The organism is Allokutzneria sp. NRRL B-24872 (genome assembly GCF_002155965.1).
Taxonomy (GTDB): Bacteria; Actinomycetota; Actinomycetes; order Mycobacteriales; family Pseudonocardiaceae; genus Allokutzneria.
The window spans coordinates 19691-34954 of the sequence record NZ_MUMH01000030.1 but is presented as its reverse complement, the minus strand read 5'-3'; the positions used below and the strand labels follow the sequence as shown (position 1 = coordinate 34954).

Sequence of the window (15264 nt, the reverse complement as noted above, 5' to 3'; positions counted from 1 at the left end):
TGAGTGACCGTCGAGCTGTCATATCCTCGCCACAGTGGCAAAAACGGGGAGGGGCATCGGTGGATCGTCCTACCTGGGTGTGCGGTGACATCGACCTCACGAAGCCGAGCACCGCACGCGTTTACGACTACTACCTCGGCGGCTCCCACAACTTCGCGGTGGACCGGCGGCAGGCCCGGCAGGCGATCGCGCTCTGGCCGGAGCTGCCCAAGATCATGCAGGCCAACCGCGCCTTCCTCCGCAGGGCCGTTCGGCACTGCGTCTCCCTTGGTGTGCGCCAGTTCCTGGACGTCGGCTCCGGCATTCCGACGGTGGGCAACGTGCACGAGGTCGCCCAGCGCGCCAACCCCGACTGCCGCGTCGTCTACGTGGACATCGACCCGATCGCGGTCGCGCACTCCAGGGCGCTGCTGGCCGAGTCCCGCGCGCCGCGCACCGCGACCGTGCAGGCGGACCTGCGCAAGCCGGAGCAGGTGCTCGACGACCCCGCAGTGCGCGAGCTGCTGGACTTCGACGAGCCGGTGGCGCTGCTGATGGTCTCGGCGCTGCACTTCGTCTCGCCCAACGACAACCCGGCGGCGCTGCTCGCGGAGTACTCCGAGGTGCTCGCCCCCGGCAGCCCGCTGGTCATCTCGCACGGCACCGCGGACGGCCACCCGGACCGCGCCACCGCGCACGAGCAGCTCTACCACCGCACCGGGACGCCGATCTGGATGCGCCCGGCCGCCGAGATCGCCGGGTTCTTCACCGGCTTCGACCTGGTCGAGCCCGGATTGGTCTACCTGAGCCAGTGGCGGCCGGAGTCGCCGGACGAGGAGTGGGAGCACCCGGAACGGCTCAGCGGGTACGCGGGTCTCGGAATTCGGAACTGAGTGGAGCGGCGGGAGATGACAGCGGTCTCGGTTCGGAGCACGGCGCCAGGTCAGATCGACCTGACGCGGCCGAGCTGTGCCCGGCTCTACGACTACTACCTCGGCGGCTCGCACAACTTCGCCATCGACCGCGAGTACGGCAGGCGGGCGATCGCGCAGTGGCCGCAGCTGCCCGCGATGGTGCGCGCCAACCGGGACTTCCTGCGCAGGGCGGTGCGCTGCGCGGTGCGCAACGGCATCCGCCAGTTCCTGGACATCGGCTCGGGCATCCCGACCGCGGGCAACGTGCACGAGGTCGCCCGCCGCGCCGATCCCGGGGCCCGCGTGGTCTACGTGGACATCGACCCGGTCGCCGTCGCGCACTCGCGGGCGATGCTCGCGGGCTGCGCCGGGGTCACCGTGCTGCAGGCGGACCTGCGTGACACGCAGACGATCCTGCGGGACAGCGAGGTCCGCAGGGTGATCGACTTCAGCCGCCCGGTCGCGCTGCTCACCCTCGGGGTGCTGCACCAGATCCCGGACGCGGACGACCCGAGGGGCCTGGTGCGCGAGTACCACGACGCGCTCGCCCCCGGCAGCCTGCTCGCGCTCTCCCACGGCGCCGACGACATCGAGCCGGAGCGGGCCTTCGCGCACCAGAGCCTCTACGCGGGCTTCGGCACACCGCTGTGGTTCCGGGGCCGCTCTCAGGTCTTGGATCTGTTCGGTGACTTCGAGTTGCTCGAACCAGGGGTGGTCCCACTGCCGGAGTGGCGACCAGACTCCTTCGAGGTCGACGCACTCGACCCGCACCGGATGAGCGTGTACGGGGGAGTGGGCCGCAAGGGCTGAACGCACGGGAAGCCGGAACCAACGAGTCGGAGGGACGGAGCAGCGGTGGCACTGCCGAGCTGGGCGCCAGCGGAGATCGACCTGTCGAAGCCGAGTGCCGCGCGCGTCTACGACTACTACCTCGGCGGGTCGCACAACTTCGAGGTCGACCGCAACCAGGCGGACGAGGCGATCCGCCAGTGGCCCGACCTGCCCAAGATCATGCAGGAGAACCGGGGCGTGCTCAGGCGCGCCGTGCGCTACTGCGTCTCCCAGGGCATCCGGCAGTTCCTGGACATCGGCTCCGGCATCCCCACGGTCGGCAACGTGCACGAGGTCGCCCAGCGCGCGGACCCGAGCTGCCGCACCGCCTACGTGGACATCGACTCCATCGCGGTGGCGCACTCGCGGGCCATCCTCGCCGACAACCGCAACACCACCGTGGTCCAGGCCGACATGCGCTACCCGGACCAGATCCTGCACGACCCCGACGTGCGCAGGCTCATCGACTTCGACCAGCCGGTCGCCGTGCTGATGCTCGCCGTGCTGCACTTCGTCTCCGACGAGGACGACCCGCAGGACATCACGCGCTACTACCGCGAGGCCCTCGTGCCGGGCAGCATGCTGGCCATCTCGCACGCGACGTTCGAGGGCCAGCCGGAGAAGGCGCTCAAGCACTCGGAGCTCTACCGCAGGACGGGAACGCCGATGTGGTGGCGGTCCAAGGCGGAGATCACGGCGATGTTCGGCGAGTTCGAGCTCGTCGAACCGGGACTGGTCTGGTTCGGGCGCTGGCGGCCGGACCCCGAGGACGAGGTGGACACCGATCCGCAGCGGGCGACCGGCTACGCCGGGGTGGGAGTCAAGCGTTGAGGGCAGGAAGGGAGGAGGTGTGTCGGTGATGCGGCCAACCTGGGCGCCGTCCGAGGTCGATCTGAGCAAGCCGAGCCAGGCTCGGATGTACGACTACTTCCTCGGTGGCGACAACAACTTCGCGATCGACCGCGAGGTCGCGCGGCGCGCCATCGACCTGCTCCCCGACCTGCCGATGATCATGCGGGCGAACCGGGCCTTCCTGCGCAGGGCGGTCCGCTTCTGCGTCGCGCAGGGCATCACGCAGTTCATCGACCTCGGCTCCGGCATCCCGACCGTGGCCAACGTGCACGAGGTGGCGCAGGAGCAGAACCCGGACTGCCGCGTCGTCTACGTCGACGTGGACCCGGTCGCGGTGACCCACAGCGAGGCGATGCTCGTCGGCAACGGCAGGGCGGCCGCGATCCAGGCGGACATGCGCAACCCGAGGGCCGTCCTGGTCTCGCCCGAGGTGCGCTCGCTGATCGACCTCGACCAGCCCGTCGCGCTGCTGATGCTGGCCGTTCTGCACTTCATGCCGGACGACGAACAGCCGTACAAGGTGGTCGAGCAGTACCGCGACGCCGTCGCTCCCGGGAGCTACCTCGCGATTTCGCACGCCTCGTTCACCACGAGCGACGACACCGCGCAGGATCGCGTCGAGCTGATGGAACGCGCCGGGCTCGACCTTGTTTCGCGCACTTCCGAGGAGATCTCCGAGTTCTTCTCGGGTTTCTCGCTCGTGGAACCGGGTTTGGCCAGATTGCCGCTGTGGCGTCCGGACTCGGTACGGGATCTCGCATACGAACCGGAGCGTTTTGCGGGCCTCGTCGGCGTGGGGTATAAGGTCTAGACCACAATCGGCGTGGAACGTGAGAATTGCATACCTTGTGACCTGTCTCGGCCTGACCGGGCGGGTTACGCTTCTAACCCCGAGTAACGAGGGGTGTGCGGTGGGCGAGCACGGATGGGCAACGGGTCATCATGGCTTGACGCGTTCCCCTGGCGTCCGCACTACCGGGTGTCGGCAGTTCCCCAAGGCGCACTTAGGAATACCTAGAGTCAGCAACGTGCACGAAGTAGCCCGGAAGGCTGACCCTGGCTGCCGGATTGTCCGTGCTGACGGCCACCCCGTAACCTTCGCCCACGGCCCTGCCGGGAGCCCTGGTGGTGACCGCGCGAGGCCCCCGGCGAGTGGACGCGTCGTGGCTCCGCATTTCGTTCCCGATTCCGGGGACCCCGTGGGAAGCATTCGAACTCGCCACGGGCCAGTGGTCCCTGGAAGTGTTCCGTTACAGCCGCGCAGTGCTGGGGAACACACCGCGGAAGAAGGACAAGGCGTGTCGGATCTGTACCGGTTGGATGGGCATCGGCCCTGGTCCGGTGAGTGTGGCGAGAGCGCCCTCCGCCATCCCGGCTTCGAACTTGTTGAACAGGGTGTCGTCTTTTCGGCGCTATCCCGGCCAGACTCCCAAGGGGAGGTCGGAAAAAAGCCCGAGAGATCCGGTTCGCACACCACGGTCGGGCTGAGAATATGAGTGGTTCGCACAACGAGTCATTTCCTGTCGGGAGGCTGCTGGTGACCCCGGCCGCCGAGTCCGAGCAGCCCGCGTGCGCCCGGTTCGCCCGCACCTGGGTCCGGTCCATCGCGGGCACGAGCTACGTCTCGCTGAGCCTCGCCGAGACCGAGCAGCTGCTGCTGCTCTACACCGAGCGGCTGGTGCAGGCGCTGTTCGCCGAGCCCTTCCGCTCGACGCCTGCCCGCGAGGTCGGTTTCCACCTCGTCAACGCGCACTTCACCGGGATCGAGACGTTGAGCCGCAGCGTCGCCCTGCTGGGCGATGAGCTGCTGAGCGAGCTCGGCCTGGAGGGCGACGAACGGCTCCAGGTCCGCGTCGCCGCCCTCCAGGGCGCGCTCTCCGCCGGCTACGCCCAGGCGCTGCGCGAGCGCACGCTCGACGAGCAGGAAGCCATCCGGCAGGCCGTTCTCGACGCGCGCGACGCCGCCGAGCAGGCGCGCAGGGCCAGCGAGGCCCGCTTCCGCGCGGTGTTCGCCGAGGCCGCGATCGGCATCGCCATCGGCGACGTGCGCGGCCGGATCGTCGAGGCCAACGCCTCGTTGCAGCGGATGCTCGGCTACGGCCTCGACGAGCTGCGCAAGCGCCGCGCCCGCGACTTCATGCTCTCCGACGACGCCGCCGAGGTGTGGCGCCTCTACAACGAGCTGGTGCGCGGGCACCGCGAGCACTTCCGCGTGGACAAGCGCTTCGTGCGCGGCGACGGCGCGGAGATCTGGACCAACCTCACCGTCTCGCTGATCAGGGACGAGCAGGGCGCGCCGAACTACGTCGTGGTCATGGTCGAGGACGTCACCGACCGGCACCTGTTGCAGACCCGGCTGCGGCACCAGGCGCTGCACGATCCACTGACCGGTCTGTCCAATCGTTCACTGTTCATGGACCAGCTGGCCAGGGTCTTCGAGAACGCGGACGGCGAGACCCGTGTCGGCCTCTGCTACCTGGACCTCGACGGCTTCAAGGTGATCAACGACAGCCTCGGCCACGACGTCGGCGACCAGCTGCTGGTCGCGGTGGCGCAGCGGCTGGACACCTACGTCTCCGGGCGGGGCCGGATGGTGGCCAGGATGGGCGGCGACGAGTTCGTCATCCTGATCGAGAACACCCGGTCCACCGAGGACGTCATCACCGTCGCCGACCAGGTGCTGCACGGGCTGACCAAGCCGATCAAGGTCGGCAAGCACGAGCTGACCGTCTCCGCCAGCATCGGCCTGGTCGAGCGCGAGGTGGTCGGCACGACGCCCGCCGACGTCATGCGCGACGCCGACATCACGCTGTACTGGGCCAAGGCCGACGGGCGCTCGCGCTGGGCGCAGTTCGACGCCGAGCGCAACGCCCGCGAGGTCGCCAGGTTCACCCTCTCCGCGACCATGCCCTCGGCGTTGGAGCGCGGCGAGTTCTACGTGGACTACCAGCCGCTGGTGCGCTTGGCCGACATGCGTGTCGCGGGTGTGGAGGCGCTGGTCCGCTGGCAGCACCCGGAGTTCGGCAGGCTCGCCCCTGACCGCTTCATCGAGCTGGCCGAGGAGACCGGGATGATCGTCCCGCTCGGCCTGTGGGTGCTGGAGCAGGCGTGCGCGCAGGCCAAGGACTGGGAGGAGCGCTTCGGCGCCGACGCCCCGTTCGTCAGCGTCAACCTGGCCGTGCGGCAGCTGCGCGATCCTCGGCTGGTCTACGACGTCGCGCGCATCCTGTCCAAGGTCGGGCTGCGCCCGCAGCGGCTCCAGCTGGAGCTGACCGAGAGCGCGATCATGGGCAACGCGGACGAGCCGCTGGACGCGCTGCGCTCGCTCTACGACATGGGCGTGCGGATCGCCATCGACGACTTCGGCACGGGCTACTCCAACCTCGCCTACCTGCGCAACCTCCCCGTGCACGAGCTCAAGATCGCGGGCTCGTTCGTGGAGGGCCTGCGCACGCACTCCGGGCCCGACGCGGGTGACGTGGACCAGCAGATCGTGGCGACGCTGGTGTCGCTGGCGCACACGCTCGGGCTGACCGTGACGGCGGAGAACGTGGAGACCGCGCCCCAGGCCCAGCGCCTGCGCGCGATCGGCTGCGACTCCGGCCAGGGGTGGTTCTTCGCCAGGCCGGGCCCGCCCGCGCAGATCGATGAGCTGATCACCGAGCACGCGTAGCGGGAGTCTTCACCGGCGGAGGTCGATCACGACCTTGACGTCGTCCTCGGCGCGGGTGAGCGCGTCGGTCCACGAGGACAGCGGCACGCGGCGGGTGATCAGGCGCTCCAGCCACGCCGGATCGGCGGCGGAGAGCGCCCGCGCGGCCTCGCGGTAGTGCTCGATCCCGGCGTTGACGCTGCCCACCACCGCGGTGTTGCGCAGCACCATGGCGTCGTTGATCGCCGCGCCCGGCACGGGGATCTCGTCGGTGTCGCCGGAGATCCCGGTCAGCACCATCACGGCGTTGCGCGCGGTGCGGCCGAGCACGTCGAAGACCAGTCGGGCGGCGCCCGTGCACTCGATCACCACGTCCGGCTGGACCGGGACGGCGTCGAGGTCGTGGTGGTAGGTGGCGCCGAGCTCCCGCACCAGCTCGGGCTTGCGGCCGTCCCGCACGCGGTCGAGCACGTGCACGTCCAGACCGCGCTGCGTGCCGATCATGGCTGCCAGCAAGCCGATCGGGCCCGCCCCGGTCACCAGCGCGGTGCGGGGCGCGGCCTCGATGCGTGCGCCGACGCGGTCGACCTGGTCCCACGCCTTGGCCACCACGGACGCGGGCTCGGTGAGCACCCCCAGCTCACCGAGCGCCGAGTCCACGTGCACGGCGAACTCCGGCGGCACGATCCACCGCTGCGCGCCGTAGCCGTCCAGTTCGGTGATCCCGCGCTCGGTGTACTCCCCGTTGGCGCAGAACTCCCACTGTCCGTTCGAACACGGCTCGCACGGTCGCGGGTCGGGGCGGCGCACCACGCCCACGACGTGATCTCCGATCGCGAAGCCGCTTTCCGGTGGCGCGTCGAGCACCCGGCCGAGCGATTCGTGGAAGAGCACCATCCGGTCCTTGCCCGGCGGGACGCGGCCGAAGCCGTCGTGCACGATCTCGGCGTCCGTCGCGCACACCCCGACCAGCAGTCCCGCGACCAGGAGTTCTCCTTGCGCGGCAACGGGATCGGGAAGTTCGCTGATGTCGGCCAGTTCGGGCTTGCCGGGTACAACCGTCGCCGCTCTCACACCGCTCAGGGTTCCAGCAGCAGCCCGTTCTTGCCAGCCCGTGCGGCTTCGAAGCGCTTGTTGACGTCGTTCCAGTTGATGACGTTCCAGAGCGCGTTGAAGTATTCGGCCTTCACGTTGCGGTACTGGAGGTAGTAGGCGTGCTCCCAGGCGTCGAAGGCCAGCAGTGGGGTGGTGGCGATCGACAGGTTGGAGTGGTGGTCCTTGAGCTGCTGGGTGACCAGGCGCTGACCGACCGGCTCCCAGGCGAGGATGCCCCATCCGGAGCCTTGGATGGTGGAGGCGGCGGCGTTGAGCTGGGCGCGCAGGCCGTCGAAGGAGCCGAAGAATTCATCGACTGCCGCGGCGAGCTCGCCGGTGGGCTTGTCGCCGCCGTTGGGGGAGAGGTTCTTCCACCAGACCTGGTGCAGGGCGTGTCCGGCGAGGTGGAAGGCGAGGGTGGTTTCCAGGCCGACGATGGAGCCGAAGTCTTCCTTGTCCCGGGCTTCGTCGATCTTCTCCAGCGTCTGGTTCGCGCCGGTGACGTAGGCCTGGTGGTGCTTGGAGTGGTGCAGCTCGTTGATCTCGCCGATGATCGCCGGCTCCAGAGCCGAGTAGTCGTAGTCCAGGTCGGGCAGGGTGTAGAGGGCCATTGATGATCTCCTCATCCGCGACAGCGCTGACGAGGAGATCATCGGACCTCCACCTCGCTTGAGGTCAAGCGTGACCGGGGCCACCCAACCCCGAACGGCGTTCAGCGGAGCGGGGCGGCTACCTCCCTTGCTGCGCTGTTCCATCCGGAGAGCTGGATGTGGGGAGTCCTGCCGCCCAGATCGGACATTCGGTACTCGGCGTGGATCGTGGTCTGCTCGCCGGGCCAGAGCGTGACGTAGTTGTCGCTCCACGTCGCGGGCGTCAGTTGCTCGCCACCGGTGCCCTTGCGCAGGCTTGCGCGCTGGAAGAACGCGACGGTCTTGGAGTCGTTGCGCAGGGTCACCTCGGTGACGGCCTTGTCGCCGCGCACCCGCGACCGAGCGTCCTTTGTAGACAGTTGGGTGGCCGGGAGGTCCTGGAGCCCCTTCATGTCGCCGTACTCGACGGTCGGGGAGTGCCACCAGGTGACCTTGCTGTGGTCCACCTTGTCGTCCTTTGTGGACAGTGCGTAGACGTTGCGGTCGACGACGTTCCCGCGCGCGTCCTTCATCACCAGGCGCACGAAGTACCCGCCGCTGACCGAAGCGGGCTTCGCCACGGTCATCGCCCGCACCGACGCGTTGGCCTTCGCGGTGACCTGCATGGTCTCCGACGAGAGCACGGTCCCCGCGAGGTCGAGCGCGGTCGCCTCCACGGTCAGTCCGGAGACCTCGTCGAGACCGGTGTTCACCACGGCGATCGACCTGTCGTCGTAGGAGTACTGCGCGTGCAGCGGGCGCAGCCCCTTCTTGGCGCCGAAGTACGAGCCGTTGGTGCCCAGCTCGTAGTCGTAGAGGTGCCAGTACAGCGTCGGCCACGCGTTGTTGAGCATCCAGTAGATGACGCCGGTCGCAGGCTTCTCCGCGGCGGAGAAGTCCCGCCCGTACGCCTCGAACTGCGCGCGGTTGGCCTCGTAGTTGGACAACTGGGCCTTGCGGAGGAAGTCCTCGCGGTCCTTGATCGGTCCGAACCGGTTGGTCATCGCCTTGGTGAGATCGGTCAGCTTGGAGAAGACCTCCTTCTTCGCCAGGTGGTAGTGCGCCTGGTCCGGCTTGCGCCAGAGGTCGTCGATCTCGGACTCGGTGAGGAACTTCCGCAGGCTGTCCAGCTCCGGGATCATCGGGCCGGGCCCGGTCTCGGAGGCGAAGCCGTAGTTGCCGCCGTTCTTCTTCTCGTACCAGTAGTTCGGTGGGATCCACCAGTACGGCCCGTCCATCTTCATCCCGGCCTCGCCGGTGATCGGCGGCGGCTGCTGGGAGGACGGCCTGCGCGCGGCCGACGGCATTACCGGCACCCGGAAGTCGACCTTGTGGAAGGCGTCCAGGTACAGCTTCTCGATGGCGGCGGTGGCGTAGTTGTCGCTGCCGATGAAGAACGCCAGGATGCTCGGGCTGTTGACGAACCGGCGAGCCTCGGCGGTGGCGGACTCGGCCGCGACGCGGTCGTCCTCGGCCGTCCACGGGTGCGTCGGGTTCTTCTTCGCCCACGCCTCCCACTTCGTGCAGCACTCCCAGCCCGGCATGAGCATGAGGCCCATGCTGTCGGCCAGCTCCAGCAGCTCATGGTCCTCTTCCTTGCCCTCGAGGCGGATGGTGTTCAGCCCGAGGTCCTTGACGTAGCGCAGCTGGTCGGCGAGCCGGCCGGGCTGCGTGCGCAGGAAGAGATCCGATGCCCAACCGCCACCGCGGACGCCGAAGTCCTTGCCGTTCACGGTGAACTTGCGGTAGCCCTCCGGCGTCAGGAACGAGCCGACGTCGCGGATGCCGAACTTGCGGCTGGCGCTGTCCGAGCCCGCCACGCGCAGGTTCAGCGTGTACCTGGGCTGCTCGCCGAACTGGGCCGGCCACCACACGCGCGGGTTGTCGATGCGGACGGGCTCGAACTCGACGGTCCTGGTTTCCTTGGGCGCCAAGGTGATCCGCTGCTCGAAGCGCTCGCGCTCGATGTCCCCGCCGACCGTGGTGGTGATCGGCCGGTCGGTGTTGTTGCGCACCTCGGCCTTCACCGTCACGTCGGCCCTGCGCATGTCGGGCAGCTGGAGCTTGGGCAGCGCGCGCGGGTCGAGCAGCGACACCGGCCCGGTGGAGGTGAGGTTCACGTCCCGCCAGATGCCCATGTTGTTGTCCGGCGCGAGCGGGCTCCAGTCCAGGAAGCTCACCGTGAGGTCGCGGAACGGGTCGGCGGGCATCGCCTTGATCGCCAGCGCGTTGCGGCCGGAGCGCAGCAGCTTGGTGACGTCGAACTCCTGCATCGGGTACGCGCCGACGACCTTGTCGGTGCCCGCGAGCTTGGTGCCGTTGAACCACACCTCACCGCGCGAGATCACCCCGCCGTTGAGCCGCAGGAACGTGTGCCTGCCGGGGACCGGCACGGCGATCAGGTCGCGCCGGTACCACCACGGGACCTGGAAGTCCTTGGCGTCGACCTGTTGCAGGTTGGTGGAGTGGTTGACGTCCGGGAACTTGTGGTTGGCGATCAGCCCGGCCATCACGGTGGAGCGGGCGGGCACCCGCAGCCAGCCCCGCTCCGGGAAGCCGGGCACGGAGATGTGGTCGCCCTCGACGGTGAGTCCTGCCGAGGAGCGCATGCGCCAGTCCGGCACGGTTGCCGTCTGACCGAGAGCGGTTGGCGCGCTGAAGCCGACCGCTCGCTCGTCCTGCTGCGCGAGCGCGGCGGGGACGGGCGCGAGCAGGGCGAGGCCGAGCGCGGCGGCGAGCCATGGGGCCTTGCGTCGGAACATGAGCGGCACTTTTCCCGCGTGAACCGATTTCGACAAGGCTCCTAACGAAGTAAATCTTTAACTCACCGCCGCGCGGGCTCAACCCGGGTTCAACCTGGGATCAGCGGACCTCCACCTTCGGCACGTTGTGCCCGGAGACCTGGAAGTGCGGGGTCTTGCCGCCCAGGTCGGAGGCGCGGTACTCGGCCGTGAGCGTGGTCGACTCGCCCGGCCACAGGGTCACGTAGTTGTCCGACCACGTCGTCGGGTGGACTTCCGGCCCACCGGCTCCCGCGCGCAGCGAGGCCCGCACGAAGAACGCGACCTTGGCACCATTGTTGGTGATGGTGACCTTGTTCCCGGCCGTCGTCGCGGTCACCGAGCCCTGCGGGAGGTCGTTGAGCCCCTTGAGGTCGGCGTACTCCGTCTGCGGCGTGTGGTACCAGGTCGAGTCCGCGTAGTTCAGCTTGTCGGCCTTGGTGGACAGCCAGTAGACGTTGCGGTCGACGACCTTGCCCGAAGCGTCCTTGAGCAGCAGCCGCACGAAGTACGTGCTCGACAGGCCACTCGGCTTGGGCAGCGTTCCCGTGCGCACCGACGCGTTCGCCTTCGCGGTCACCGGCTGCGAGACGTCGGCCTTCTGCGTGCCGTCCAGGTTGAACACCGTCGCCTGCACGGTCAGCCCAGTGGTGTCGCGCAGTCCGGTGTTCACGACGGCCAGCGAGTTGTCGTCGTAGGAGTACTGCACGTGCAACGGCCGCAGCGCGGTCTTCGCGCCGAAGTACGAGCCGCCCGTGGCCAGGTTGTGGTCGATCAGGTTCCAGTACAACGTCGGCCACGCGCTGTTGAGCATCCAGTAGATGACGCCGGTGGACGGCCTGTCGGCGTCGGAGAAGTTGCGGCCGAACGCCTCCAGCTGCGCGCGGTTGACCTCGTAGTTGGCCAGTTGTGCCTTGCGCACGAGGTCTTCGGTGCTCGTGGGCTTGCCGTAGCGGCCGTCGAGCGCGGTTCCCCAGAACGACAGCTTGCTGAAGGTGTCGGAGGGCGCCAGGTGGTAGTGCTTCGCGTTGTAGTCGCGGAGCGCGTCGATCTCGTTGGGCGGCAAGAACTTCCGCATGCTGTCCAGCTCGGGGATGGTCGGGCCGGGGCCGATCTCCGACGCGAAGCCGGACGCGCCGCCCTTCTGCTTGTTGTACCAGTAGTTCGGCGGGACCCACCAGTACGGCCCCTCCATCTTCATCCCGGGACTGCCGAGCTGCGGCGAGCTGAGCGCCTTGGCGGAGGAGATGATCGGCAGGTTCCACTCGGCCCGCTTCAGCGCGTCCAGGTAGATCTTCTCCTGCGCGGCGGGCGGGGCGAAGTCGCTGCCGATCAGGAAGCCGATCATGCTGGGGTGGTTGCGAATCCGCCGCGCCTCGCTCTCCGCCGACTCCCCGGCGACGCGGTTGTCCTCGGCGGTGAACGTGTCGTAGGACTCCCACTTCGAGCAGCACTCCCAGCCGGTGAGCAGCATGATGCCCATCCTGTCGGCCATGTCGTACAGCTCGTCGTTCTCCGGCTTGCCCTCAAGGCGGATGGTGTTCATCCCCATCGCCTTGGTCAGCTTCAACTGGTCCTCGATCTTGCGGAGATCCGTGCGCAGGAACAGGTCCGACGCCCAGCCGCCACCGCGCACCAGGAACGGCTGCCCGTTCACGAAGAACTGCCGACCACCCTGAATAAGCTTCGAGTCGATCTCACGAATTCCGAAGGTCGTCCTCGCAGTGTCGGATGCCGCTCCGCCGACCGTCGCGGCGACCGACGCCTCGTACAGCGGCTGCTCGCCCATCTGGAACGGCCACCAGACACGCGGCTTGTCGAGCTTCAGCGTGAACGCGGCGGTCCTGGTTTGCTTGGCGGACAAGGAGATCTGCTGCTTGAACGCCCTGCCGTCCACGGTGCCGGAGACCTCGGTGGTCTGCGGCTTGTCGGTGTTGTTGCGCGCGTCGACCTTCACGGTGACGTCAGCGCTGGCCATGCTCGGCAGCGGCAGGTCGCTGTCCACGCGGAGGTTGCGCAGCGACACGGCTCCTGAGCTGGCCAGCGTGACATCGCGGAAGATGCCCTGGTTGCGGTCGGGCGGGAACTGCGCCCAGTCGATGAAGTGGATCGTCAGGTCCCGCTGCGGGTCGACGGAGTCCGCGCGCAGGGCGATCGCGTTGTCCCCCTTGCGGATCAGGTTCGTCACGTCGAACTCGCGGATCGGGTAGGCGCCGATGACCTTGTCCGTGCCCGCGATCTTGGTGCCGTTGAGCCAGACCTCGCCCCTGGCCAGCACGCCGCCGTTGAGCTTGAGGAACGTGTGCCTGCCGGGAACCGGGTCGGCCGTGAACCCCTTGCGGTACCACCACGGCACGGCGAAGTCGGCCGCGTTGACCTGCTTCATGTTGGTGGAGTAGTTCAGGTCCGGGTACTTCCGGTTGGCGATCAGCCCGGCCATCACGGTGGAGCGCGCGGGGACCTTCAGCCAGTTCACGTCGGTGAACCCGGGGCGGGAGATCACGTCACCGCCGCCGGAGACCGAGCGCGAGGTCTGCATCCGCCAGTCGGGGATCGTGCGCACGCCGCCGGGCTGGTCCGGGGCGGCTGTGACGGTGTGCTCCTGGGCGACCGCGCTGGTCACCGGTAGTAGGGGGACGACCAGGCTCAGGCCGACGACGGCCACGAGCCAGCGGGAACGTCGGGACATCAGGACTCCTGGCAACCATGGCGGCGGTGGACAGGGGGTATCCGTTAACACCCTTGCCTGTTTCCCGGCGCTTTGACAAGACGTCTTACGAAGGACCCGCCTGCGGGAAAGCCCTTCCCAAACGCGCTCGGGTTGGGGAAACTGCCGGTCAACCAAACCGCCGCCCCGTGTTTGGGACCAGGAGACTCATGCTCTCTCGCAGGACGTTCCTCTCCGGTGGTTTGGCTGCGGCAGTCGGCTACCACCTGCTTCCCGCCCCTTCGGCGGCGGCCCCGGAATCTCCGTTGTGGCGCGAGTTCGTCAAGGCGCCGTACACCCACCCGCAGATCCCCAACGTCTCGTTCGCGGGCTACCGCTACGGCGCCGAGCCGCCGCGCGGACCCGTGCGCGCCAACGTCCTGGACTACGGCGCGAAGCGCGACGGCTCAGCCGACTCCGCGCCCGCGATCAACCGCGCGATCGCCGACGTCGGCCAGCGCGGCGGCGGTGTCGTCACGCTCCCCGCGGGCACCTACCGGATCGACGACATCGTGCAGCTCGGCTACGACAACGTGGTGCTGCGCGGCGCGGGCAGCGGCAAGACGATCTTGCACGGAACGCGCTCGCTCGAACAGATCATCGGCATCAACCGCAGCCGCTACGGCTCGGAGAACTCCGCGTGGAGCTGGGCGGGCGGCATCGTGTGGGTCTGCCACCGCGACCGCTACCGAGACTTGACGGCAGCCGTCAAGGCGAAGAAGTGGCCGATGGAGGGGTGGATCGGCAACGAGGGCGACAAGGCCTCGCTGATCACCACCGTGTCCGCTGCCGCCAAGCGCGGTGACTTCGAACTGACCGTGGCCGATGGCAGTCGCCTCGTCGCGGGACAACGGGTTCTGCTCCAGATCGACGACGACGCCGAATTCGGGCTGCTCAAGCACATGTGCGGCGACGTCCCCGGCACCGCGAGCTACACCTGGGCCGACAAGGACAAGCTGCTGTCCTATCGCCCGTTCCAGTGGCCCGTGCGCGTGGAATCCGTGCAGGGAAACAAGGTTCGGCTTCAGCAACCGCTCCCGCTCGACGCGCGCCTTGGGTGGAAGCCGCGCCTGACCACGCTCACCCCGCCCGTCGTCGGTGTCGGGGTCGAGGGTTTGACCATCCGGTTCGTGAAGACTCAGCGCCCGGTTCACTTGCAGGACAAGGGTTACAACGGCCTTGTGTTCCAGTGCGCGTGGGACTGCTGGGCCGACGACGTGTCCGTTGTGGACAGTGACAACGGCTTCCTCTTCGTGGCTTCGAAGAACGTCACGCTGCGCCGGACCAGGGTCGACGGGCGCGGCCAGCACCACTCGTACGCGTGCCGCGAGCAGGCGCACGACAACCTCGTCGAGGACTTCGCCATCGGCAAGTTCACCGAGCCCGCCCCGCCCGGCGCCGGGCACCACGGCATCAACGTGGAGGGCCTGTCCTGCGGCAACGTGTGGTCGCGCGGGCGGATGGCGGCGGGCACCTTCGACACCCACCGCGGCCTGCCGTTCCACAACGTGCGCACCGAGGTGGAGATCTTCAACGACGGCAACCACGGCGGCAGCGCCAACGCGGGCCCCTTGTACGGCGCCCGGTTCACGCACTGGAACGTCAAGGTCACCAACGAGCGCGCGGGCTGTGTGAAGATCGACCACGTCGCCCCGTGCAGCGCCACCGTCGGCATCTCCACCGTCCGCGAGTTCGGCCAGGTCGACAAGCCCGACTTCACCGGTCCCCTCAGTTCGCGCATCGAGAGCTACGGCAGCACCGCAGTCACCCCGCCCAACCTCCACCAGGCCCAACGCGCACTCCGCCTCCGCCGCCGCTGATCCGT

General features: G+C 68.5%; 11 protein-coding genes. 7 read left to right on the top strand and 4 right to left on the bottom strand.

The annotated features are described in order from the left end of the window. Positions 1-59 precede the first annotated feature (59 nt). From CCN37_RS09220 to CCN37_RS09195, 6 genes are read left to right on the top strand one after another with little or no spacing between them, the layout of a single operon-like run. Positions 60-872 (top strand): SAM-dependent methyltransferase, encoded by an 813-nt coding sequence (locus tag CCN37_RS09220; RefSeq protein WP_086820272.1) that lies wholly within the window; start codon positions 60-62, stop codon positions 870-872. A gap of 15 nt (positions 873-887) precedes the next feature. Then, positions 888-1703: an SAM-dependent methyltransferase gene (locus CCN37_RS09215; RefSeq protein ID WP_086820271.1), complete on the top strand. Its 816-nt coding sequence runs from the start codon at positions 888-890 to the stop codon at positions 1701-1703. Positions 1704-1748: 45 nt separating this feature from the next. Beyond that, positions 1749-2555, top strand: coding sequence for an SAM-dependent methyltransferase (locus CCN37_RS09210; protein ID WP_086820270.1), 807 nt, complete (start codon positions 1749-1751; stop codon positions 2553-2555). A 28-nt stretch (positions 2556-2583) separates the two neighbouring features. Continuing rightward, on the top strand, positions 2584-3387 hold the full coding sequence (locus tag CCN37_RS09205) for an SAM-dependent methyltransferase (RefSeq protein ID WP_210407936.1): 804 nt from the start codon (positions 2584-2586) through the stop codon (positions 3385-3387). 19 nt (positions 3388-3406) lie between these two features. Then, positions 3407-4072 (top strand): SAM-dependent methyltransferase, encoded by a 666-nt coding sequence (locus CCN37_RS42305; RefSeq protein WP_371503854.1) that lies wholly within the window; start codon positions 3407-3409, stop codon positions 4070-4072. A gap of 41 nt (positions 4073-4113) precedes the next feature. After that, positions 4114-6249 carry a bifunctional diguanylate cyclase/phosphodiesterase gene (locus CCN37_RS09195; RefSeq protein WP_246842909.1) on the top strand — a complete coding sequence of 712 codons (2136 nt, stop codon included), beginning with the start codon at positions 4114-4116 and terminating at the stop codon, positions 6247-6249. A gap of 9 nt (positions 6250-6258) precedes the next feature. Here CCN37_RS09195 and CCN37_RS09190 read toward each other — a convergent pair whose 3' ends face one another. The 4 genes from CCN37_RS09190 to CCN37_RS09175 all read right to left on the bottom strand — a co-directional run bounded on the left by CCN37_RS09190 (position 6259) and on the right by CCN37_RS09175 (position 13421). Next, a complete protein-coding gene (locus CCN37_RS09190) occupies positions 6259-7302 on the bottom strand; it encodes a glucose 1-dehydrogenase (protein WP_086820268.1) in 1044 nt (347 codons plus the stop codon). A 5-nt stretch (positions 7303-7307) separates the two neighbouring features. After that, positions 7308-7934, bottom strand: coding sequence for a superoxide dismutase (locus CCN37_RS09185; protein ID WP_086820267.1), 627 nt, complete (start codon positions 7932-7934; stop codon positions 7308-7310). Between the two features lie 101 nt (positions 7935-8035). Next, on the bottom strand, positions 8036-10714 hold the full coding sequence (locus tag CCN37_RS09180; RefSeq protein ID WP_143261519.1) for an exo-beta-D-glucosaminidase: 2679 nt from the start codon (positions 10712-10714) through the stop codon (positions 8036-8038). Positions 10715-10814: 100 nt separating this feature from the next. Continuing rightward, positions 10815-13421: a glycoside hydrolase family 2 TIM barrel-domain containing protein gene (locus CCN37_RS09175; RefSeq protein WP_086820265.1), complete on the bottom strand. Its 2607-nt coding sequence runs from the start codon at positions 13419-13421 to the stop codon at positions 10815-10817. 188 nt (positions 13422-13609) lie between these two features. On the opposite strand from CCN37_RS09175, the gene CCN37_RS09170 reads away from it, so the two are divergent. Further along, entirely contained in the window at positions 13610-15259 is a 1650-nt protein-coding gene (locus CCN37_RS09170; protein WP_086820264.1) for a glycosyl hydrolase family 28-related protein, read from the top strand. The last annotated feature ends 5 nt before the right edge of the window (positions 15260-15264 follow it).

Coding starts and splice junctions, on each gene's coding strand:
- CCN37_RS09215 (WP_086820271.1), top strand. CDS start 888: ATGACAGCGGTCTCGGTTCGGAGCACGGCGCCAGGTCAGATCGACCTG.
- CCN37_RS09205 (WP_210407936.1), top strand. CDS start 2,584: ATGCGGCCAACCTGGGCGCCGTCCGAGGTCGATCTGAGCAAGCCGAGC.
- CCN37_RS09185 (WP_086820267.1), bottom strand. CDS start 7,934: ATGGCCCTCTACACCCTGCCCGACCTGGACTACGACTACTCGGCTCTG.
- CCN37_RS09180 (WP_143261519.1), bottom strand. CDS start 10,714: ATGTTCCGACGCAAGGCCCCATGGCTCGCCGCCGCGCTCGGCCTCGCC.
- CCN37_RS09175 (WP_086820265.1), bottom strand. CDS start 13,421: ATGTCCCGACGTTCCCGCTGGCTCGTGGCCGTCGTCGGCCTGAGCCTG.
- CCN37_RS09170 (WP_086820264.1), top strand. CDS start 13,610: ATGCTCTCTCGCAGGACGTTCCTCTCCGGTGGTTTGGCTGCGGCAGTC.